The organism is Aminobacter sp. J44, from assembly GCF_007829415.1.
Lineage (GTDB): Bacteria > Pseudomonadota > Alphaproteobacteria > Rhizobiales > Rhizobiaceae > Aerobium.
Genome location: NZ_VLJG01000002.1, coordinates 104,307 through 124,772, shown reverse-complemented (window position 1 = coordinate 124,772; position 20,466 = coordinate 104,307). Strand labels below are relative to the sequence as shown.

Sequence of the window (20,466 nt, the reverse complement as noted above, 5' to 3'; positions counted from 1 at the left end):
GGGGTACAGAAGAAAGCCTTGAGGCAGGGCGGTGCCAGCGCCGGGAACGAAGAACAAGGCAAGGCTGATGGCCTTGCAAGAACCTTGCCTGCTTTCCCTTCCCCTTCTGGGGATGGGTAAGGTGCAGGGAAAAAACCAGACGATCAGGCTCACGCGTTGGCGCTGCCGTTACGCGGCCTTTCTGAGACGGGATTGAGAACAGATGACCCATTCAGACAGCACGATCAAAGTCCGCCACGAGCCGATGCGCATTGCCGGCGAGAAGGTGGATGCGGAAGCAACGCTCGAGGTCCGCTATCCGTGGAACGACACCGTCGTCGGCACGGTGCCGGCGGGCAATGCGAGCCACGCCCGCCGCGCCTTCGAGATCGCTGCCAGCTACCAGCCGAAGCTCACCCGCTACGAGCGCCAGAAGATCCTTCTGAAGACCGCCGAGCTTTTGAACGCGCGCAAGGAAGAGATTTCCGATCTCGTCACGCTGGAACTCGGCATCTCCAAGCAGGACTCGCTCTACGAGGTCGGCCGCGCCTTTGACGTCTTCACGCTCTCGGGCCAGCTTTGCCTCATCGACGACGGCGAGATCTTCTCCTGTGATCTCACCCCCCACGGCAAGCAGCGCAAGATTTTTACCCTGCGCGAGCCGCTCAATGCGATCTCGGCGATCACCCCGTTCAACCACCCGCTCAACATGGTCTCGCACAAGGTGGCGCCGGCGATTGCGACCAACAACTGCGTGGTGGTCAAGCCGACGGAACTGACGCCGATGACGGCGCTGATGCTGGCCGACATTCTTTATGAGGCCGGCCTGCCACCGCAGATGCTGTCGGTCGTCACCGGCTGGCCGCAGGACATTGGTGACGAGATGATCACCAATCCGAACATCGACCTGATCACGTTCACCGGCGGCGTGCCGGTCGGCAAGATGATCGCCTCGAAGGCCGGCTACAAGCGCCAGGTGCTGGAGCTCGGCGGCAACGACCCGCTGATCATTTTGAACGACCTCTCCGACGAGGATCTTGCCAGGGCCGCCGACCTTGCCGTTGCCGGTGCCACGAAAAACTCGGGCCAGCGCTGCACGGCCGTCAAGCGCATCCTTGTTCAGGAAAAGGTCGCCGATCGCTTCGTGCCGCTGGTGCTCGAGCGCGCGAAGAAGCTGAAGTTCGGCGATCCGATGGACCGGGCGACCGAGCTSGGCACCGTSGTSCAYGAAARGGCCGCMGCGCTCTTCGAACAGCGCGTKTAYATGGCCGCSGAAGCCGGTGCCGAGATCCTCTAYCACCCCGGCCGCCAGGGTGCGCTCCTGCCGCCGATCGTCGTCGACCGCGTGCCGCATTCCTCCGAGCTCGTGATGGAGGAAACCTTCGGCCCGATCGTGCCGATCATCCGCGCGCCGGACRAYGAYGAYGMGCTGATCGCGCTYTCCAACTCGACCGCCTTTGGCCTCTCSTCRGGTGTCTGCACCAACGACTTCCGCCGCATGCAGAAGTACATTGCGGGCCTCAAGGTCGGTACGGTCAACATCTGGGAAGTCCCCGGCTACCGCATCGAGATGAGCCCGTTCGGCGGCATCAAGGATAGCGGCAACGGCTACAAGGAAGGCGTCATCGAGGCGATGAAGTCCTACACCAACGTCAAGACATTCTCCCTGCCGTGGTGACAGCGTGACATACGACCTCGCGATCGTTGGTGCGGGCATCGTGGGCCTCGCCCACGCGCTCGCGGGACTTAAGCGGGGTCTGCGCGTCGTCGTTATCGATCGCGACGCGCAGCCCAACGGTGCCTCCATCCGCAATTTCGGCCTCGTCACGGTGACGGGGCAGGACAGCAGCACCATCCGCAGCCGCGCGCTCGTCAGCCGCGAGATCTGGATGGATGTGGCCGGAAAAGCTGGCATTGACGTGATGCATCGCGGCGCGATCGTCGCCGCGCAGCGTCCGGAAGCGATGGCGGTGCTGGAAAGCTACGCGGCGACCGAAGACGGTGCCGAATGCACGCTGCTGACGCCGCAGGCGGTGGCCGAGCGACAACCGCAACTCGATACGCCTCGGCTCTCTGGCGGCCTTTACAGCCCGTACGAACTGAGGGTCGAATCGCGCGATGCGGTGCCGCGCATCGTCAGCTATCTGGCCAGCCAGGGCCTAGAATTCCGTTTCTCGACAGCCGTTTCAGCGGTCGAACCGGGCGTCGTGCGGACGATTGATGGCGAAATCGCCGCGAAAAAGATTGTCGTCTGCTCAGGCGACGACCTGACCGGGCTGTTCGCGGACCGGATCGCCGCGCGCGGCGTGCAGCGCTGCAAGCTGCAGATGGTGCGGCTGGCGGATCCCGGCTTCCGGCTGTCGGCTGCAATCCTCTCCGACCTCAGCCTGATCCGATATGACGGCTATGCCGCACGTCCGGAGGCTGCCGCGCTGAAGGCGCGGCTTCAGGCCGAGCAGGCCGAGGAGCTTGCCAACGGCATCCACCTGATCGTGGCGCAGGGGCCGGACGGCTCGCTGGTCATCGGCGACTCGCACCACTACGGTCCCACGCCGGATCCGTTCGGAACGGAGGCCGTCGACCGGTTGATCATCGGCGAGTTCGAGCGGCTGTTCGGCGGGCTGCAGCTGCCGGTCGTCGCCCGCTGGGTCGGTACCTATGCGTCGGGTCCCAATGCATTTTTTGTCGACGCGCCGCACCCGGATGTACGCCTGGCGATGGTAACGAGCGGGGTAGGGGCCAGCATCGGCTTTGCCATCGGCGAGGAGACGGTTTCAGAACTATTCGGGTGAGCCGTCAGGCCCGCCCACCAGCAATGACAATAAAGGGGAATGGCATGAAGGTTCACACTGAGGGGGAGTCGAACCGCTCCGACGCACGCGCCCGCTGGAATGCAGCGCAGCAGCATCCGGCAACGAAACGGCTGATCGAGCGCGACGCCGACGCCTTCCTGCACCAGAGCCTGTCATCCCCGTGCATGTCGACGATCGCAAAGGCCGAAGGCATTTGGATCGAGGACATCGCCGGCAAGCGCTACATGGATTTCCATGGCAACAGCGTCCACCACATCGGCTATGCGCATCCGAAGGTGGTGGCGGCGATCAAGGCGCAGCTCGACGAGCTGAGCTTCGCGCCGCGTCGCTTCGCCTGCGAGCCGGCCGTGGAGCTGGCCGAGAAGCTGGGTGAGCTGGCGCCGGGCAACCTCGGCAAGGTGCTGTTCACGACCGGCGGCTCGGACGCCGTTGAAGTGGCACTCCGCATCGCCAAGATCGCGACTGGGCGCCACAAGACCTTGTCGTTCTGGGATGCCTTCCATGGTGCCGGCTTCGGCGCATCGAGCGTCGGCGGCGAATCGACCTTCCGTGCCTCCAAGATTGCGGGTGCGCTGCTGCCCGGCGCCGAGCATGTGGCGCCTTGGGATGCGTTCCGCTGCCCCTATGGCCATAAGTCGCTTGAGGCGTCGGCGGAAGCCTGCGCCAATATGATCGACTACGTTCTTGGCCGCGAGGGCGACATTGCCGCCTTCATTGCGGAGCCTATGCGCGCGACCTCGGCGCTGCCGCCCGCGCCCGGCTTCTGGAAGAAGGTGCGCGAGGCCTGCGACCGCCACGGCACGCTTCTCATCTTCGACGAGATCCCGACCGGCCTTGGCAAGACAGGCAAGTTCTTCGCCCACGAGCATGACGGCGTCGTTCCGGACATCCTGGTGCTCGGCAAGGCGCTTGGCGGTGCAATCTTGCCGATCGCGGCGGTAGTGGCGCGGCGCGACCTTGATCTCGCCGGCGACTACGCGATCGGCCACTACACACACGAGAAGAATCCGGTTACCTCACGCGCGGCGTTGACGACCATCAACGTCATCCGCGAGGAAGGACTTGCCGAGCGTGCGGCCGAGTTCGGCGATTATGCGATCGAGCGGCTCAGCAACCTGATGGACAAGACCCCCTACATCGCCAATGTCCGCGGCCGCGGGGCGATGTTCGGCGTCGAGCTGACCGAGGATCGCGACGCACGGCTGCCAGCGGTCGAGCGCGCCGAGCGGGTATTCTATCGCTGCCTCGAGGAAGGGCTGTCGTTCAAGGTGTCGTCGGGCAGCGTACTGACGCTGTCGCCGCCGATGACGATCGAGCGCGAGGATCTCGACCGGGCGCTCGACATCGTCGAGCGCGCCATCATGGCCGGATAGCTTCGGCCTCCGTCATTGCGCGAGCGATCTCGAGGAAGGCGCTGACGAGCTTGCCGCCGGCGCGCTCGCGCAGGCAGATCAGCGCCTCGTCCATCAGCATTTCCGGTCCTTCGATCGGAATGCGCACCAGCCGTCCCTCCTGACCGAACTCGGCCGAGGAGACGAAGCCGATGCCGCCGCCGGACGCGACGATCTCGCGGACGGCCTCGCGGCCCTCCGCCTCGATAGCCGGCTTGAGTTCGATTCCGAGTTCGGCCGCGCGCTCCTCCAGCTTCTGCCGCGTCTTCGAGCCGCGTTCGCGCATGACGAGCGGCTCTTTTGCAAGATCCTCGAAGGTCAGCGAGGTGCGGTCGGCGAGGTGGTGGCTGGTTGCCACGAAGGCGACGATCGGCGTTGAGTTCAGGCGCACGACCTCGAAGTCGCGGCCGGATGGCAGGCCGCCCAGCACGCCGATGTCTGCTTCGTAGCTGTAGAGGCTGGAGATGACGGTCTCCGTATTGCCGGACTGCAACGAGATCGAGATGCCGGGATAAACCTCGCGAAAGCGGGCCAGGATATGCAGCATGTGGTGCGCGGCATCAGCCACGATGCGCAGCGTGCCTGAGCGCAGCGCCCTCGATTCCGACAAAAGCTCCAGCGCCTGCTGCTCGATGTCGAACATTCGCCGGGTGATCTCCAGCAGCCGCTGGCCGGTCTCTGTCAGCGTCACCTGCTTCTTGTGCCGGTTGAACAGGAGGACGTCGTATTCCTCCTCCAGCTTGCGCACCTGGTCGGACACCGCCGGCTGCGTGAGGAACATCGCCTCTGCCGCCCGGGAGAACCCTCCGCAGATGGCAACATAATGGAATGCGCGAAGCTGAACGTAACGCATGACATGGCCCCTTCCCGAACGTCAGCCTATGCATAAGTTCAGCAAATGCAACCGGTAGGGACGCCGAGAAAAGATGATAGTACGCGTTTGATCCGCGTGTCATCTAATTGTCGCGGTCAGTGGACAAAACGGCGCTGCCGATTCACCCTGATGTGCGAATCTCAAGGAAGATGGGCGCACGGAGCCTGCCGATGTTCACGACCTACCGCGCCATCTTTTCCCTGCTGAGCGGCACAGCCTTCCTGCTGGCCGCATCCGGCCTGCACGGGCTTGTCCTGCCGTTGCGCGGCCAGGCCGAAGGCTTTTCGACCGCCTCCCTCGGCCTGCTCGGCACAGCGTGGGCGGGCGGTTTCGTTGCGGGCTGCTACTTCATTCCGCGGCTGGTGCGAAAAGTCGGGCATATCCGGTCCTTCAGCGCGCTGGCGGCGTCGGCGGCGATGATCGCGCTGATGACCGGCATCTGGATCAACGAAACAGCGTGGATCGTGCTGCGCGCGGGAACCGGCTTTGCCATGGCCGGCGCCTTCATGGTGATCGAGAGCTGGCTCAACGAGAAGGCGACCAACGAAAACCGCGGACGGGTGTTCGGCCTCTACATGATGGTCACCTACGCCTCGATCATGGGTGGGCAGATGCTGGTGGCGGTGTTTGACGTGGCAACCGCGGACCTCTTCCTCATCGTCGGCATCTTTTTCTGTGCCTCGGTGATCCCGACCGCCGTGTCCTCGGCCGCGAGCCCGCAGCCGCTCGCCGACGTCAAGCTCGACGTTCCGGGCCTCTATAAGAATTCGCCGGTCGCGGCGGTCGGCTGCCTGCTGGTGGGCGTCGCCAACGGCGCGTGGGGCACGCTTGGCGCGGTTTACGGTGCGCGTGCAGGCCTTGCCTCCGGAAATGTGGCGCTGATGATGAGCCTCGTGGTTCTCTTCGGCGCGCTGGCGCAGGTTCCGGTCGGGCGTGCCTCCGACCGCACCGACAGACGCTACGTGCTGGCCGCGGCCTCGTTTGGCGCTGCGCTGTGCGGCCTCGTGATGTTCCTGTTCATGCCGAGGGAGTTGGCTCCCATCCTGATCATTACGGGACTTTATGGCGGGCTTGCCTACACGCTCTATTCGATCGCGGTTGCGCATGCGAACGACCACGCGAAGCCCGAGGATTTCGTGAAGGTGTCCGGCGGCCTGTTGTTCCTCTACGGCTTCGGGACGATGATCGGCCCGCTGCTCGGCGCTGCGCTAATGGGCGAGATGCGCCCGGAAGGCCTGTTCCTGGCAACCGCTGCGCCGCACCTTGCGCTCGGCGCCTACTCGCTGCTGCGTGTCCGCCTGCGCGCGCCGGTTCCGATCGAGGATCGCGAGGCGTTCCTGACGCTGCCGTCCGACCGGATCGGCACGCCGCAGTCGACGCTACTCGATCCGCGCGCCGATGCGGATGCGGCCGCGCCGGCGGAGGAGCAACCCAGGCCTGAGGCGGTACCTGAAGCTGAACCGGAGGAGACCCACCCGGCCGACGCGGAGACTTGAGTTTCCGCAAGGGAAGTCTAGGATTTCCGGCCATGGGCCAGCCCGACGCGTTCACGGCGATCGCCGACACGAACAGGCGTTACCTGCTTGAGGAGCTCAGGCGGGGACCGAAGACCGTCAACCAACTGGCGAGCGGGCTTCCCGTCTCGCGCCCGGCCGTGTCGCAGCACCTGAAGATACTGCTCGACAGCGGGCTCGTTTCCGTGCGCTCGCAAGGCACCAGACGCGTCTACGAGATCAGTGAACCCGGCTTCGTGAAGCTCAATCTTTGGCTGGACCAGTTCTGGCAGGAGTAAAAAACGAAACCGACGGCGCGGGCGCCGTCGGCAGAGCACAAATCGATTTTCGGAATTCTGCCCAGCGCCTCAGTGCTGCGTCGGAGCCTGGAGTTTCCTGATCTCGTCCTTGAGTGCCAGCTTGCGGCGCTTGAGCTTGGTAAGCTCGATGGTATCGAACGAGGGCTGATTCAGCGCCTCATCGATTTGACGTTCGAGGTCGCCGTGCTTTCGTTCCAGCTCAGCAAGGTGGGATGCAAGAGACATATTAGGCTCTCCCTTCTGGTTCCTCGTACGTGCCATCAGGGCCATCAGTGGCCGTTGTGTTTCATGACGGCACAAAGACAGTCTGCCACCTAAAATGTGTCCTGTCGAATGCCTCTTGGTGTCATTTCGCCGCGTCCTGACTTGTGCTATGTTTAGCCATGGTCGATGCAAGGATGCGTCGAATCTTCCTCCCTTTATGGGCGTCGCAGTCTAAGCAGCACTCGGATTGGTATGTCGGATCAGGAACAGGCCTCTCTTCGTCTCGAGTTCGCCAAGCTCAAACAGGAACATTCCGACTTCGACGCTGCGATCAATGCGATGATGGCCGTTGGCTGTGATGCGCTGCAGATCCAGCGTATGAAGAAGAAGAAGCTGGCCCTGAAGGACCGGCTGCAGGAACTCGAAGATCGCATCATCCCGGACATCATAGCCTGACGCGCCCGCAGCTTGCGGCAGGGGCCCGATTGCGTTAATCGGCGGCGGTCCCGAATGGAGTACCGACCATGGCCAGCAGCCCCGCAGACGTCGCAATCATCATGGGGAGCCAGTCCGACTGGGCGACGATGCGTCACGCGTCGGAAACGCTCACCGCCCTCGGGATCTCGCATGAAAGCCGCATAGTTTCGGCGCACCGCACGCCGCAGCGGCTGTATGATTTCGCCACCACCGCCAAGGCAAAGGGCTTCAAAGTCATCATCGCCGGCGCCGGCGGTGCTGCCCATCTGCCCGGCATGACCGCTGCCATGACTCCGCTGCCGGTGTTCGGCGTGCCGGTCGAATCCAAGGCGCTTTCGGGTCAGGATTCGCTGCTGTCGATCGTGCAGATGCCGGGCGGCATCCCGGTCGGCACGGTGGCGATCGGCAAGGCCGGCGCCATCAACGCGGCGCTGCTCGCGGCTGCCGTTCTTGCCCTTCACGACGCGGCGGTGGCCGAACGGCTCGATGCCTGGCGTGCTGCCCAGACCGACAAGGTCGCAGAATTTCCGACGGACGAAGCATGACCTCTCCTCTTCCCCTCGGCTCGACGATCGGCATCGTCGGCGGCGGCCAGCTTGGCCGGATGCTCTCGATCGCCGCGGCGCGCCTCGGCTATCGCACGATCATTCTCGAGCCGCAGGACGACTGCCCCGCCGCGCAGACCGCTAACGAGCACCTCGTCGCGCCTTATGACGACGCTGACGCGCTGGTGGCTCTCGCGAAGGACTGCGCCGTCGTCACCTACGAATTTGAGAACGTCCCGGTCGAAGCCGCAATCGCGCTGAACGCGAAGGTGCCAGTGTTCCCGCCGCCTGCCGCGCTTGAGGCCGCGCAGGACCGTGTAACCGAAAAGACCACGCTCAATGCGATGGACATTGCGACGGCAAAGTTCGTCAAGGTCGACAGCGACGAGGATCTTATTGCTGGGCTTGAAGCCTTTGGCGGCAACGGCATCCTCAAGACCCGCCGCCTCGGTTATGACGGCAAGGGTCAGCGCCTATTCCGCAACGCGACCGCCGAGGACGCGAAGGACGCCTATGTGGCGATGGGATCGGTGCCACTGATCCTCGAATCGCTGGTGCCGTTCGAGCGCGAGATTTCGGTCATCGCCGCCCGGAGCAAGGATGGACACGTAGAGGCCTACGATCCGGCCGAGAACGTCCATCGCAACGGCATCCTGCACACCTCGACCGTTCCCGCGTCGATCAGCGATGCAACCGCCGAGGCTGCGCGCGAGGTGGCGAGGAAGATCCTCGCAGGGCTCGACTATGTCGGCGTCATCGGCGTCGAACTGTTCGTGCTGCCTGACGGCTCGGTGCTCGCCAACGAAATCGCGCCGCGCGTGCACAATTCCGGCCACTGGACGGAGGCGGCCTGCGCGATCTCGCAGTTCGAGCAGCATATCCGTGCCGTCGCGGGCTTGCCGCTCGGCGATCCGCGTCGCCACAGCGACTGCGTGATGGAGAACCTGATCGGCGACGATATCCTGCGCACGCCGCAGCTGCTCGCGGAACCTGACCTGGTGCTGCACCTCTACGGCAAGGCCGAGGCGCGACCGGGCCGCAAGATGGGCCACTTCACCCGCATCAACCGGGGCTGACAGGCGCGGTCCTTGCACGGCCCCACCATTCGTGGCTTGCTGCAGCTCCTGTTTCTCCCAGGAGGTGCAGATGTCGTTTGAAACCTGGGCTGCATTTGCGGTGGCGTCGGCGATCATGCTGGCCATACCGGGCCCGACCATCCTTCTCGTTGTCTCCTATGCCCTGAGCCATGGCCGGCGCGTGGCTTCCGCGACCGTTGCCGGCGTCGCACTCGGTGATTTCACCGCCATGACCGCCTCGATGCTCGGCGTCGGCGCGCTGCTTGCCACATCGGCGACGCTGTTCACGGTGCTGAAGTGGATCGGCGCCGCCTATCTCGTCTATCTCGGCATCAAGCTCTGGCGCGCGCCCGTGGGCGACGGAGCAATCCCGCAGGCCGAGAAGGAGACCAACGCGCGGCGCATCTTCCTGCACGCTTATGTCGTCACCGCGCTCAACCCGAAGAGCATCATCTTCTTTGTCGCTTTCCTGCCCCAGTTTCTCGATCCGGCCGCACCTGCGCTGACCCAGATGGTCGTGTTCGAGACCACATTCGTGATCCTTGCGACCCTCAACGCGGCGGCCTACGCACTGCTTGCCTCGATGGCGCGGGGCGCAATTCGCAAGCCCAGCGTGCAGCGTATCGTCAACCGGACCGGCGGCTCGTTGCTGATCGGCGCGGCCATGCTGGCGGCGGGCTTCAGAAAGGCATCGGCCTAGTGCCGTAACGCTTGGAACCGGTTGACAGGCAAGCACCTGCCAGCTATGAGCAACCCGATTTCGCGGCGTGCCTTGCGGCACGCTTTCAATTTGGCCCGTATGGGCACATCAGAACACGGGCTAGACCGATGAAGATCAAGAACTCGCTCAAGGCGCTCAAGGGCCGTCACCGCGACAATCGTTTGGTTCGCCGCAAGGGCCGCGTTTACATCATCAACAAGACCGACCCGCGCTACAAGGCTCGTCAGGGCTAATCCCCTAACGCACCTCACGCGATATTCGATTGACGTTCCGCACGCTACAGGTAGATTCCTGCGCATGCGGAACGTTTTTATTTTGGCCCTTGGCCTGGTGCTGGGCGCGCTGCCGGCTGGCGGTGCGCTGGCCCAGCAGACTGGCCGTCATGCGGCAAGCCTGACGGCTGAGCAGCCGAAGGCACGTCTGGACGCGCTGTTCGCCGAGCTGAAGCGCGCCCGTGACGAGGGCGCCGCCCGCAGGGTCTCCACCCGCATTCTCCAGCAGTGGTCGCAGTCTGGCAGCGCCAGCATCGATCTCCTGATGCTCTGGGCGCAGGAAGCGATGGACAGCGAGCAGAACGACGTCGCGCTCGACCTGCTCGACCAGGTGATATTGCTGGCGCCCAACTATGCTGAGGGCTGGAACCGGCGCGCGACCGTCCACTTCATGAATGGCGACTACCCGAAGGCGATGGCCGACATCGGCCGCGTGCTCGAGCTTGAGCCGCGCCATTTCGGGGCGCTTTCCGGCATGGCAACGATTCTTCGCGAGGACGACCGCAAGGAGGCAGCTATGCGCGCCTACCAGCGGCTGCTTGAGATCTATCCGATGATGCGCGAGGCGCAAACCGAACTCGGCAAGCTCGCGGACGAGCTTGCCGGGCAGGGGATCTGACTTTCAGACCGTTTGCAGGAAGAGTTGCGCCGGTGTCAGTTGACGAGTGTCAGTTGACGATGGCGATGCGCAGCATGTTGGTGGCGCCCGGCGTGCGGAGCGGCACGCCTGCCATGATGATGATGCGGTCGCCGGCCTTGGCGAAGCCTTCTTCCTTGGCGATGCGGCACGCGCGGTCGACCATGTCGTCGAGGTTGTACGCATCTTCCGTCACCACGCAGTGGATGCCCCACACCAGCGACAGCCGGCGGGTGGTCTCGGTGACGGGCGAAAGGGCGATGATCGGCAGCTGCGGGCGCTCACGCGCGGCGCGCAGGCCCGTCGCGCCCGAGGCGGTATAGGAGACGATGGCCGAGAGCTTCAGCGTCTCGCCGATCTCGCGGGCGGCAAGCGAAATCGCATCGGCGCCCGTCGGCTCCGGCTCGGAACGCTGCGCGTTGATGATGCCGGGATAGAGCGGATCGCGCTCCACCTGCTCGGCAATGGCGTTCATCGTCGCCACGGCTTCGACCGGATAATCGCCAGCAGCAGATTCGGCCGACAGCATGATGGCGTCGGCGCCCTCGAACACGGCGATCGAGACGTCCGACACCTCGGCGCGGGTCGGCACCGGTGCGGAGATCATCGATTCCAGCATCTGGGTGGCGACCACAACCGGCTTGCCGGCCTTGCGGGCCGCGCGGGTGATCTGCTTCTGGATGCCGGGGACAGCCTCGAGCGGCATTTCCACGCCGAGATCGCCACGGGCGACCATCAGCGCGTCGGAAAGCTCGATGATTTCAGCCAAGCGGGTAACAGCCTGCGGCTTCTCGATCTTCGAGAGCAGCAGCGCGCGACCGCGGGCGATCTTGCGGGCCTCGGCGAGGTCCTCGGGGCGCTGGATGAAGGACAGCGCGATCCAGTCGACGCCGGCATCGAGCGCCGCATCGAGGTCCTTGCGGTCCTTTGCCGTCAGTGCGCCGACCGGAAGGTCGGTATCCGGCAGGCTGACGCCCTTGCGGTCCGATATCTTGGTGCCGGAAACGACGGTGCAGACGATCTTCTTGCCATCGGCCTCCACCGCGCGCAGGCGCAGGCGCCCGTCATCGATCAGCAGATGATGGCCCGGCTGCACGGCCTTCAGGATTTCCGGATGGGGCAGGTAGACGCGGGTGGAATCGCCCGGCTTCGGGTCGTCATCCAGCGTGAAAGTCTGGCCCACGGTGAGCGTTTCCGCGCCATTGGCAAACTTGCCGACACGCAGCTTCGGGCCCTGCAGGTCCGCAAGGATGCCGATCGGCCGGCCAACCTCCCGCTCCACGTTGCGGATGCGTCCGACCAGCGTGCGCATCAGGTCGTGGTCGGCATGGCTCATGTTGATCCGGAACACGTCGGCGCCGGCTTCAAAGAGCCGCTTGATCATGTGTTCTTCAGAGGAAGCCGGGCCGAGTGTGGCGAGTATCTTGACCTTACGGCTACGTCTCATTGAGTACCTGCTCCGGTGACGGCGGGCCCGTCGTTGACGGGACCATCCGTCAGCTGGACCATCCAGCTGGACTGCTCCCGGGTGTCATATTCCTGGAAACCGGCGCGTTGGAAGCCGCGGGCAAAGCAGTCACCCGCGCCGGCAATCTTGAACTCGCGTTCGGCGACGCACATGTTGACCGGGCCGTCCCAGCGACCGCCGCGATCCGCATCCTCTGCGTAGAGGTAGTAATAGCGCGACGAGAGCGGACCCTCGATCAGCGTCTTGCAGCTCGAAGCCTCGATGTGCCACCAGCCTTCCGTCACCCAGCCGGTGCTTGCGCGGTAGCCGATCGCGACGCCGACGAGACTCTGCGTCGCGTTGCAAACGCGAAAATCGGCGAAAGCGGCGTTGGGCGCGGCGAGGAGTGCTCCTGCAGCGACCGTCAAGCCAAGAGTGCAAGCCGCCAGCCGCGAGCTTGCTGCGGTTGCCAAAGCCGTCCTCATCTTGTCCGCCAAAGGAATCGCCATGCTGAGCCTCTTTTCGAAGAACTGCCGCGACATGTCAACGCGTGGGCGCGGCTAATCGAAACGATTAGACTTACCGGATCTGACGCATTTGTGGCCTGATACTGCCTGACCTCAACAGACCTCCTCCGTGCGCCATTGCATGCTGGCCTGCTTCGTGGAACACAGTTGCGCCATTCGCCTATGGAACGACTGATTTCTCATGACGCGCGACTCACTTTTCGCCCCCTTTGAGCTGATCGACGGGGACAGGACCAGGGGGCTGGTTCTCGTGGCCGACCACGCCGGGCGAGAGCTTCCCGAACAGTACGGTGATCTCGGCCTGCCGGCCAGCGAGTTCGACCGGCACATCGCCTATGACATCGGCGTCGAGGGCGTTACACGCGCGCTGGCGAAGCTTTTGGGCGTTCCCGCGGTGATGGCGCGTTTCTCTCGCCTGCTGATCGATCCGAACCGTGGGGAGGACGACCCGACGCTGATCCGCCAGCTCTATGACGGCACCATCATCCCGGCGAACTACCCGCTGAACGAGGAAGAGCGCCAGCGGCGGATCGAAAACTACTACCGGCCCTATCAACAGGCGGTGGGCTCAGTGATCGCCTCGGTGGCCGAGGCAACGGGAGCTGCGCCCTTCGTCTTCTCCGTCCACTCCTTCACGCCGTTCATGCAGGGCCGGGCGCGGCCGTGGCACGCGGGCGTGCTTTGGGATTCCGATCCGCGCGCGGTGCAGCCGCTGATCGAGCTGCTATCGGCTTGGCCGGGGCTCATTGTCGGTGACAATGAGCCCTATGACGGGGCGCTGCGCGGCGACACCATGTACCGCCACTGCATCGTCAACGGCTATGCGCACGCGCTGCTGGAGATCCGCCAGGACCTGATTGCCGACGAGAACGGCCAGCTCGAATGGGCAGAGCGGCTTGCCCCTATGCTTGAATCGATCAACGCCATGGCCGATATCCATGAGGTACGCCAGTACGGCTCGCSCACCGGGCCGCTGACGAGGGAGATGAACCGATGACCGAGCTGACTGAAGAGCAGAAGCGGGATCTTGAGGCGGCAGCATTCCGCCGGCTGGTGGCGCATCTTCGCGAGCGCACCGACGTGCAGAACATCGACCTGATGAACCTTGCGGGCTTCTGCCGCAACTGCCTCTCCAACTGGTACCGCGAGGCAGCCGAGGCCTCCGGCATCGCGCTCGACAAGGAGACGTCGCGGGAAATCATCTACGGCATGCCCTACGACGAGTGGCGCGCGCGCTACCAGACCGAGGCTTCGCCGGACAAGCAGGCGGCGTTCGAGAAGAGCCGGCCAAAAGACCATTGATTCTTCGCGCCGCGTGGGGCAACGAAACCGCATCCCTCTAAGCGGCGCGACTCTGTTGCGCCCATGTCCCCCCTGAACGAACATCACTGCTGGAGTTACGATGTCAGACGAAATCACCGGAAGCAGCCAGACCGTTGCCGCAGGCCAGCTGCGTGCCTTCATCGAGCGCATCGAACGCCTCGAGGAAGAGAAGAAGACGATCTCCGACGACATCAAGGACGTCTATGCCGAGGCTAAAGGCACGGGATTCGTCCCCCCCTAAAATCTGTAGTCTATCAGTGAAAACAGTCACTTAGGTGCGCTACAAACCGAGCCCCAAGACGACAGCAGTCGCGAAAGGAAATTTAATGTCGGACGAAATTACCCAATCCTCCCAGACCGTCGCGGCGGGGCAGCTACGTGCGTTTGTTGAACGTATCGAGCGCCTTGAAGAGGAAAAAAAGACCATCGCTGACGACATCAAGGACGTCTACGCGGAAGCCAAGGGGAACGGCTTCGACGTGTCCGCCATCCGCCAGATCGTCAGACTTCGCAAACAGGATCCCTCGGAACGGCAGGAAGCTGAGGCAGTCCTCGAACTCTACATGTCGGCACTCGGGATGATCTAAATTCAGGCCTGAATCTTCAACATGCTGGGGGACAAGTACGCGCCACGTACTAGGTCCCCAAGCACTACCTCTGCGCCCCTTTAGAAACAGAGGACTTTTTCGTCAGCTGGAGCCCGATGGCACAACACTCCATATTCTATTGCGCTGATGGACACTTCGCTGCGACACGCGTGACGCAGTCTGTCTTCGAAGTGAGACACGAGACGCGAGTATGAGAGTGGCTGACGATGCTTATCATACATAACTTTTTTCCTGAGCCACAAAGACGTCCCGTAGAAGGCATTGCTCAACGAGGGTTGCGTCGAACGCTCTGGCTGCGTCTACGCGAAAACGCCCAGAGAATACGTGGTTCTGTCCAAAATGTAAGCTTTACGGGAAAATTTGTCCAACACAACGGATAAAAAATACATAAGTTGCGGAATTCGTTGACAAATTTTCGGCGCTGGTTTCCCTCCTCGGAAATGATCAACGTACTTACCCCCGACTTGTTTAGGGCCGCCCGCGCCATGCTCAACCTGACCCAACAGGAGTTGGCTAAAGAGGCTGGACTTGAGCGGAGGGTGGTTGCGCGACTAGAAAGCACTCAGGAAAACGTGAAGATCGAACAGAGCGTTCATCTAAAAAAAACCTATGAACGCTTGGGAATCGAATTCACCCTCGGAAGCGACTCTTTTGGGCCGGGGTTGCGGTGGAAGAGGCCGCCGCGGGGAGATGGGTGAGGGAAGTGGTATCAACTGCACCATCTGCTCCTGGCCCAGGCTGTCGACCCCAGCTTCAACGTGGGGCAGTTGCACGAAGGCTTCGTCAACCAAAATTGTTTCCAAGCAAACCGACAAATCATTCTTTAAACAATCCGACTCGCTGTCGGGGCGGCTACAGCGCTGTTGAGGGCGCGCCGCCCCGACAGCTTCCGCTCAGGCACACCGTCAATAAGGCTACACTTTAGCGTGGGGGGGAAACGGCTTCGACACCAAGGCGATGCGCACCATCAGCCGACTGCGCAAGAAGGACCAAGCCGAGCGTGAGGAAGAAGAGGCAATGCTCGATCTCTACCTCTCGGCACTGGGCATGATCTAATCTTATCCGATATTACCACTGCAAAAGGAGCGCGCGGGAAACCGGCGCTCCTTTTTCGTTGGTTGCGGATTTGTGGACTGCGCGATGGCCTTCTCCTGACTTCTGTTGCCTGTCTTGGACTTCCAGCTAGGATCAGCCGCGAGCCAGGACTATCGGGAGGAGTTATATGGCACGGCTACGGATCGCCATCGCAGGATTTGGGCTGATGGGGCGCGAGCATGCGCGGCTCATTCGCCGGCATCCGGATACGGAACTCGTGGGCGTTGCGGATCCCGCTCCCGATGCGGCCGCGGCAGTCGCGGCATTCGATGTGCCGCACTTTGCCGATTACCGCGAGATGATGGACGCGACGAAGCCCGACGGCGTCGTCGTCGCCCTGCCGAACCATCTCCACCTCGAGGCCGGGCTCGAGGTAGTGAAGCGGAAGATCCCGCTCTTCATGGAAAAGCCGGTCACTGCCACGATCGCCGAGGGGCTGAAGCTGGTCGAGGCGGCGGAGGCAACCGGCGTTCCCATGATGGTGGGGCATCATCGGCGCCACGCTTCCGACATCCGCCAGGCGCGGCAGATCATCGAGAGCGGCCGGCTGGGTCGCATCCTTGCCGTCAACGGTCTGTGGCTCACCAAGAAGCCGCTCGATTATTTCGATACTGCGTGGCGCCGCGAGCCCGGCGGCGGGCCGTTGCTGATCAACCTCATCCACGACATCGACGTGCTGCGTTATCTCTGCGGTGATATCGAAAGCGTGCAGGCGGTCTCCAACAATTCCGCGCGCGGCTTTGCCGTCGAGGACACGGCCGCCGTGATCCTCAAGTTCGAGAGCGGAGCGCTCGGCAGCTTTCTGCTCAGCGACGCGGTGCCGTCCCCTTACGTCTGGGACATGGCGGCCAAACAGGCGCTCTACCTCGCGCACCAGCCGGGCGACTGCTACGTGATTGGCGGCGAGCGTGGCACGCTCGCGGTGCCGACCCTGCATGTGTGGACTCACGAGAACGATGGGGACTGGCGCCACCCGCTACAGCGGACCCATCTCGGCGGCCTGCAGCACGATTGCTACCTCGCGCAAGTCGATGATCTGGTCTCTGTCATCCGCAGCGGTACCAAGCCTGTCGTCGATGGCATGGACGGACTGCGCACACTAGCAACCGTTGCCGCGGTGGCAAAGGCGGCAGAGGGAGGGGCAGCGGTCACGGTGGCGGAGATGCTGACGCCGGAGGCTGACAGCTGAGGCAAGCAAATGAGCGAGAAGAGCGATCAGGAACGGGACGTTCGCGTTCGCGCTAGGCGAGTATGGATCGGGAGGAGCGTCGGGTGACCGGCGCTCCTCCTGCTTTGACCCCGCGTGCGATCAGGCTGCTGCGACGGTACCTGCTTCGCGGACGAAGGCGCCCTGCTTGCGCAAGGTGGCCTGGAGTTCCGTGATGTCGACGTTGCGGGGCTGAACGCCGCGATTGGCCGCAATGCCTGCCGCGACGCCCGCCGCATGTCCCGTCAGCCAGCACTGCGGAATCTCGCGCATGAAGCCATGGCTGTTGGCGTCGCAGGAAACGTGCCGGCCGGCAGCAAGCAGGCCGTCGAGGCGGGCGGGTACGAGTGCGCCATAGGGCACCGAGATCACCGGGAACTTTGGCGAGACGGACGGGCTGACGCCGACCTCGTCGGGAAGCGCGACGCCCGAACTCCACTGGCCACGCTCGATGCGGCCGGCACCGGCAAGCCGGCGGGTGTGGCGCACGCCGAGCTGCGGCGCGCTGAGCAGCATGTAGGCGTTCTGGAAGCCAGGCGCGTTCTTGCGGAAGAACTCGCAGTGCGACTGCATGAAGCGGTGCGAGCGGATCTCGACCTCGGTGATGTCGTCGACGTTGAGCGCCGACAGCCCCGACTGGCGCGGCCCGAGGAACAGGGCGATGTCGTTGCGCCAGGAGACGTACGGCGTCTGGAAGAAGCCGAGCGCCTCGCGACCCATGCGGTTGAACTCGGCGAATGCCTCCTCCTGCTCGCCGCGGAATTTCAGCCAGGTCTCCATGTCGACGCCGCCCAGCATGAAGCCGGTGTTCATCGAGTGGTNAGGCCGCGGGTGCGCAAGGCACTCTACATGGCAGCGCTTGGAGCCATCCGGGCAAACCAGCGCTTCAAGGACTTCTACAGTGGCATTGCCCAGCGCTCTGGCTCGAAGAAGGTCGCCATCATCGCCGTCGCCCGAAAGCTCGTCACCGTCCTCAACGCCATGCTCCGGGACGGCAAAGCCTTCGCCTGACAAACACAGTTGCCATGCCTAAACGCGTGCGGCCGCCCGCCGGCGCTGCAAGCCCGGCGCAGGAAACCGTCAAAACAAACAAGCCCCCGAAACCGGAGGCTCGCCTTTTTCCGTAAATGCCGCAGATCAGGCCGAAGCTGAAACGGCCCGATTCGCAAAGTTCCTAGAACGGCAGCTTGAAGCCGGGAGGGATCGGCAGGCCAGCGGTCAGCTCGCGCGACTTTTCCTGCATGATCGCCTCGACCTTGGAGCGGGCGTCGTTGTGCGCGGCAAGGATCAGGTCTTCCAGAACCTCGACGTCGTCTTCCTTGAACAGCGACGGGTCGATCTTCAGCGAGCGCATCTCCGACTTGCCGGAAAGCACGACCTGAACGAGTCCGCCCCCTGCGAGGCCGGTGGCTTCGGTGTTGGCGATCTCTTCCTGCATGGCCTGGAACTTGGCCTGCATCTCCTTCGCCTTGCTCATCATGCCGAGGAGGTCTTTCATACTCGTCTCCACAAAACGTCAGATTTCATCATCGTCGTCGTCAACGCCGGGATCCGGCATCGGATCAGCCGTCGCTTCCGCTTCTTCGTCGTCCTCGCCCGCATTCGGGATGGTCACGGTGACGATCTTGGCGCCGGGGAAGCGCGCCATGATCGCGGCGACCGCCGGATCGTTGCGCGCGTCCATCATCGCGTGCTCGCGCCGCTCGGCCTCGATCTCGGCGAGCGTTGCGCCGCCTGCCTCGCGCGAGACGGTCACCATCCACGGCCGTCCCGTCCATTCCTTGAGACGGTTGGAAAGGTTCGGCACTAGGTCGCGTGGCGCATCGGGCGTCAGGCTTACCTCCAGTCGGCCGGGCTCGATCGAGACCGGGCGCAGGAAGCGCTTGATCATCACCTTCAGCGCGATGTCGCGGTTCGATTCCGCGAGCTTGGCAAGGTCGGACAGCGAGTTGATCTTGACCGCAGGCTCGGTCTCGGGGGCCGGCGCCTGCTCGGGCTGCGGCGCCGCCACGGCTTGCGGCTGGATCTGAGGCTGCGGCTGCGGCTGCGAGGCGACGAGCCGCATGGTCTGGCCGCCGCCATTGACCGGCGCGGCGAAGGTCTGCGTGGCAATTGCCGCTGCCGTGACACCGCCGCCCATCGGCGCTCCGCCATTGCCGCGCGGCACCCCGTCGCCGGAAGGAACGCCGCCGCCCTGCTCCAGCTGCTTCAGCGCCTCGTCGAGCGTCGGCAGCGTCGCGGCATGGGCAATGCGGATCAGCACCATCTCCGCCGCGTTGACCGGGCGGTTCGCCGTCTGCACTTCGGAAATACCCTTGAGCAGCATCTGCCAGGTGCGCGACAGGACGCGCACCGAAAGCTGCTTCGAAAAATCGAGGCCGCGCGTGCGCTCGTCCTGCGAAAGCGCCGCGTCCTCGGCCGCAGCCGGCACGAACTTGATGCGGGTGACGAGATGGTTGAACTCGGCCATCTCGGTCAGCACGGTCGCGGGGTCGGCGCCGGCGTCATACTGCGCGCGGAACTCCGTCAGCGCCCCGGCAACGTCGCCCTTCATCAGAAGCTCGAACAGGTCGATGATGCGGGCGCGGTCGGCAAGGCCCAGCATGTCGCGCACCGTCTCGGCCGTCACCTTGCCCGACGAATGCGCGATCGCCTGGTCGAAAATCGACTGCGCGTCGCGCATCGAGCCTTCGGCGGCGCGCGCGACCATGGCAAGCGCCTCGTCCTCGGCCTCGACGCCCTCGAGCTCTCCGATATGCGCCAGGTGCTGCTTGATCAGCGCGGCATCGATGCGGCGCAAGTCAAAGCGCTGGCAGCGTGACAGGATGGTGATCGGGACCTTGCGGATTTCCGTGGTCGCGAAGATGAACTTCACATGCGGCGGCGGTTCCTCAAGCGTCTTCAACAGGCCGTTGAAGGCCTGGTTCGACAGCATGTGGACCTCGTCGATGATGTAGACCTTGTAGCGCGCGGATACCGGCGCGTAGCGGACCTGCTCGATGATCTCGCGGATGTCGTCGATGCCGGTGTGCGAGGCCGCGTCCATCTCGATCACGTCGACATGGCGGCCTTCCATGATGGCGTCGCAGTGGACGCCCGGCACCGAAAGGTCGACCGAAGGGCGGTCGACCGTGTCGGTCTTGTAGTTGAGGGCGCGGGCAAGAATGCGTGCCGTGGTCGTCTTGCCGACACCGCGCACGCCCGTCAGCATCCAGGCCTGCGCGATGCGGCCGGTGTTGAAGGCGTTGGTGAGGGTGCGGACCATCGGCTCCTGGCCGATGAGGGAATTGAAGTCGCGGGGACGGTACTTGCGCGCCAGGACCCTGTAGGCGCCGGTCTGTGTCGCGTCTTTTCCTGCGTCAGCCATGCCTGCGGCCAAACTCCCCTGCGGAATGCTGCGAAGCCCGAGTTTCGCCGCCGGCAGCCGACTGCGTCAACCGCACGCCGCAGCCGATGC

The 20,466-nt window shown here is 63.9% G+C and carries 24 protein-coding genes and 2 pseudogenes; 19 read left to right on the top strand and 7 right to left on the bottom strand.

The annotated features are described in order from the left end of the window. Positions 1-202 precede the first annotated feature (202 nt). The 3 genes from phnY to L610_RS01500 are packed head-to-tail and all read left to right on the top strand — an operon-like array spanning position 203 to position 4,165. Positions 203-1,657, top strand: a complete 1,455-nt coding sequence (phnY, locus tag L610_RS01510) for a phosphonoacetaldehyde dehydrogenase (protein ID WP_144701857.1) — start codon at positions 203-205, stop codon at positions 1,655-1,657. A gap of 4 nt (positions 1,658-1,661) precedes the next feature. Beyond that, entirely contained in the window at positions 1,662-2,771 is a 1,110-nt protein-coding gene (locus tag L610_RS01505; RefSeq protein WP_144701854.1) for a TIGR03364 family FAD-dependent oxidoreductase, read from the top strand. A 44-nt stretch (positions 2,772-2,815) separates the two neighbouring features. Continuing rightward, positions 2,816-4,165 (top strand): aspartate aminotransferase family protein, encoded by a 1,350-nt coding sequence (locus tag L610_RS01500; protein WP_144701850.1) that lies wholly within the window; start codon positions 2,816-2,818, stop codon positions 4,163-4,165. On the opposite strand, the gene L610_RS01495 is transcribed toward L610_RS01500, so the two are convergent. Beyond that, the gene (locus L610_RS01495) at positions 4,152-5,036 is read right to left on the bottom strand and encodes a LysR substrate-binding domain-containing protein (protein ID WP_024847247.1); all 885 of its coding nucleotides are present in this window, start codon (positions 5,034-5,036) and stop codon (positions 4,152-4,154) included. The two genes, L610_RS01500 and L610_RS01495, sit on opposite strands and share 14 nt — an antisense overlap. A gap of 191 nt (positions 5,037-5,227) precedes the next feature. On the opposite strand from L610_RS01495, the gene L610_RS01490 reads away from it, so the two are divergent. Both L610_RS01490 and L610_RS01485 read left to right on the top strand, forming a co-directional pair. Then, positions 5,228-6,553: an MFS transporter gene (locus L610_RS01490; protein ID WP_144701847.1), complete on the top strand. Its 1,326-nt coding sequence runs from the start codon at positions 5,228-5,230 to the stop codon at positions 6,551-6,553. A gap of 32 nt (positions 6,554-6,585) precedes the next feature. Next, positions 6,586-6,849 (top strand): helix-turn-helix transcriptional regulator, encoded by a 264-nt coding sequence (locus tag L610_RS01485; RefSeq protein WP_144701844.1) that lies wholly within the window; start codon positions 6,586-6,588, stop codon positions 6,847-6,849. Between the two features lie 69 nt (positions 6,850-6,918). Here the strand turns inward: L610_RS01485 and L610_RS01480 are convergent, their stop codons facing one another. After that, positions 6,919-7,095 carry a YdcH family protein gene (locus tag L610_RS01480; RefSeq protein WP_084465777.1) on the bottom strand — a complete coding sequence of 59 codons (177 nt, stop codon included), beginning with the start codon at positions 7,093-7,095 and terminating at the stop codon, positions 6,919-6,921. Between the two features lie 231 nt (positions 7,096-7,326). Between L610_RS01480 and L610_RS01475 the strand changes: the two genes are divergently transcribed. From L610_RS01475 to L610_RS01450, 6 genes are all read left to right on the top strand, one after another. Beyond that, positions 7,327-7,530 carry a YdcH family protein gene (locus L610_RS01475; RefSeq protein ID WP_024847250.1) on the top strand — a complete coding sequence of 68 codons (204 nt, stop codon included), beginning with the start codon at positions 7,327-7,329 and terminating at the stop codon, positions 7,528-7,530. Between the two features lie 68 nt (positions 7,531-7,598). Beyond that, the gene (gene purE, locus L610_RS01470) at positions 7,599-8,096 is read left to right on the top strand and encodes a 5-(carboxyamino)imidazole ribonucleotide mutase (protein ID WP_144701841.1); all 498 of its coding nucleotides are present in this window, start codon (positions 7,599-7,601) and stop codon (positions 8,094-8,096) included. After that, on the top strand, positions 8,093-9,172 hold the full coding sequence (locus L610_RS01465; protein WP_144701838.1) for a 5-(carboxyamino)imidazole ribonucleotide synthase: 1,080 nt from the start codon (positions 8,093-8,095) through the stop codon (positions 9,170-9,172). The genes purE and L610_RS01465 overlap by 4 nt, the downstream gene beginning before the upstream one ends. 70 nt (positions 9,173-9,242) lie before the next feature. Further along, the gene (locus tag L610_RS01460; protein ID WP_144701835.1) at positions 9,243-9,872 is read left to right on the top strand and encodes a LysE family translocator; all 630 of its coding nucleotides are present in this window, start codon (positions 9,243-9,245) and stop codon (positions 9,870-9,872) included. 128 nt (positions 9,873-10,000) lie between these two features. After that, the gene (ykgO, locus tag L610_RS01455; protein ID WP_024847254.1) at positions 10,001-10,126 is read left to right on the top strand and encodes a type B 50S ribosomal protein L36; all 126 of its coding nucleotides are present in this window, start codon (positions 10,001-10,003) and stop codon (positions 10,124-10,126) included. A gap of 64 nt (positions 10,127-10,190) precedes the next feature. After that, positions 10,191-10,784: a tetratricopeptide repeat protein gene (locus L610_RS01450; RefSeq protein WP_144701832.1), complete on the top strand. Its 594-nt coding sequence runs from the start codon at positions 10,191-10,193 to the stop codon at positions 10,782-10,784. Positions 10,785-10,833: 49 nt separating this feature from the next. On the opposite strand, the gene pyk is transcribed toward L610_RS01450, so the two are convergent. Both pyk and L610_RS01440 read right to left on the bottom strand, forming a co-directional pair. Continuing rightward, the gene (gene pyk, locus L610_RS01445) at positions 10,834-12,249 is read right to left on the bottom strand and encodes a pyruvate kinase (protein ID WP_034329450.1); all 1,416 of its coding nucleotides are present in this window, start codon (positions 12,247-12,249) and stop codon (positions 10,834-10,836) included. Beyond that, complete coding sequence (locus L610_RS01440) at positions 12,246-12,698, bottom strand: DUF1036 domain-containing protein (protein ID WP_371712930.1); 453 nt, start codon at positions 12,696-12,698, stop codon at positions 12,246-12,248. Before L610_RS01440 ends, pyk begins: the two co-directional genes overlap by 4 nt. A 259-nt stretch (positions 12,699-12,957) precedes the next feature. Between L610_RS01440 and L610_RS01435 the strand changes: the two genes are divergently transcribed. The 7 genes and pseudogenes from L610_RS01435 (at position 12,958) to L610_RS01405 (ending at position 16,991) form a co-directional block, all read left to right on the top strand. Continuing rightward, the gene (locus L610_RS01435) at positions 12,958-13,773 is read left to right on the top strand and encodes an N-formylglutamate amidohydrolase (RefSeq protein ID WP_144701829.1); all 816 of its coding nucleotides are present in this window, start codon (positions 12,958-12,960) and stop codon (positions 13,771-13,773) included. Further along, positions 13,770-14,078: a DUF1244 domain-containing protein gene (locus L610_RS01430; protein WP_024847258.1), complete on the top strand. Its 309-nt coding sequence runs from the start codon at positions 13,770-13,772 to the stop codon at positions 14,076-14,078. Before L610_RS01435 ends, L610_RS01430 begins: the two co-directional genes overlap by 4 nt. Positions 14,079-14,178: 100 nt before the next feature. Further along, a pseudogene (locus tag L610_RS01425) lies at positions 14,179-14,328 on the top strand (GapR family DNA-binding domain-containing protein); the annotation flags it as partial. A gap of 97 nt (positions 14,329-14,425) precedes the next feature. Beyond that, a complete protein-coding gene (locus L610_RS01420) occupies positions 14,426-14,686 on the top strand; it encodes a DUF2312 domain-containing protein (RefSeq protein WP_144701826.1) in 261 nt (86 codons plus the stop codon). A gap of 461 nt (positions 14,687-15,147) precedes the next feature. Then, positions 15,148-15,405: a helix-turn-helix transcriptional regulator gene (locus L610_RS20800; RefSeq protein ID WP_144701822.1), complete on the top strand. Its 258-nt coding sequence runs from the start codon at positions 15,148-15,150 to the stop codon at positions 15,403-15,405. A gap of 235 nt (positions 15,406-15,640) precedes the next feature. Then, positions 15,641-15,763: pseudogene (locus tag L610_RS01410) on the top strand (DUF2312 domain-containing protein); the annotation flags it as partial. 166 nt (positions 15,764-15,929) lie between these two features. Next, the gene (locus L610_RS01405; RefSeq protein ID WP_024847260.1) at positions 15,930-16,991 is read left to right on the top strand and encodes a Gfo/Idh/MocA family protein; all 1,062 of its coding nucleotides are present in this window, start codon (positions 15,930-15,932) and stop codon (positions 16,989-16,991) included. Between the two features lie 120 nt (positions 16,992-17,111). Here the strand turns inward: L610_RS01405 and L610_RS01400 are convergent, their stop codons facing one another. Beyond that, positions 17,112-17,822 (bottom strand): FAD-dependent oxidoreductase, encoded by a 711-nt coding sequence (locus tag L610_RS01400; RefSeq protein WP_246658887.1) that lies wholly within the window; start codon positions 17,820-17,822, stop codon positions 17,112-17,114. Positions 17,823-17,858: 36 nt separating this feature from the next. On the opposite strand from L610_RS01400, the gene L610_RS20090 reads away from it, so the two are divergent. After that, positions 17,859-18,020 (top strand): hypothetical protein, encoded by a 162-nt coding sequence (locus tag L610_RS20090; protein ID WP_186441271.1) that lies wholly within the window; start codon positions 17,859-17,861, stop codon positions 18,018-18,020. A 163-nt stretch (positions 18,021-18,183) separates the two neighbouring features. Here L610_RS20090 and L610_RS01395 read toward each other — a convergent pair whose 3' ends face one another. Beyond that, positions 18,184-18,507, bottom strand: coding sequence for a YbaB/EbfC family nucleoid-associated protein (locus L610_RS01395; RefSeq protein WP_034330566.1), 324 nt, complete (start codon positions 18,505-18,507; stop codon positions 18,184-18,186). An 18-nt stretch (positions 18,508-18,525) separates the two neighbouring features. Further along, a complete protein-coding gene (locus tag L610_RS01390) occupies positions 18,526-20,376 on the bottom strand; it encodes a DNA polymerase III subunit gamma/tau (RefSeq protein ID WP_144701816.1) in 1,851 nt (616 codons plus the stop codon). Positions 20,377-20,466: the final 90 nt, after the last annotated feature.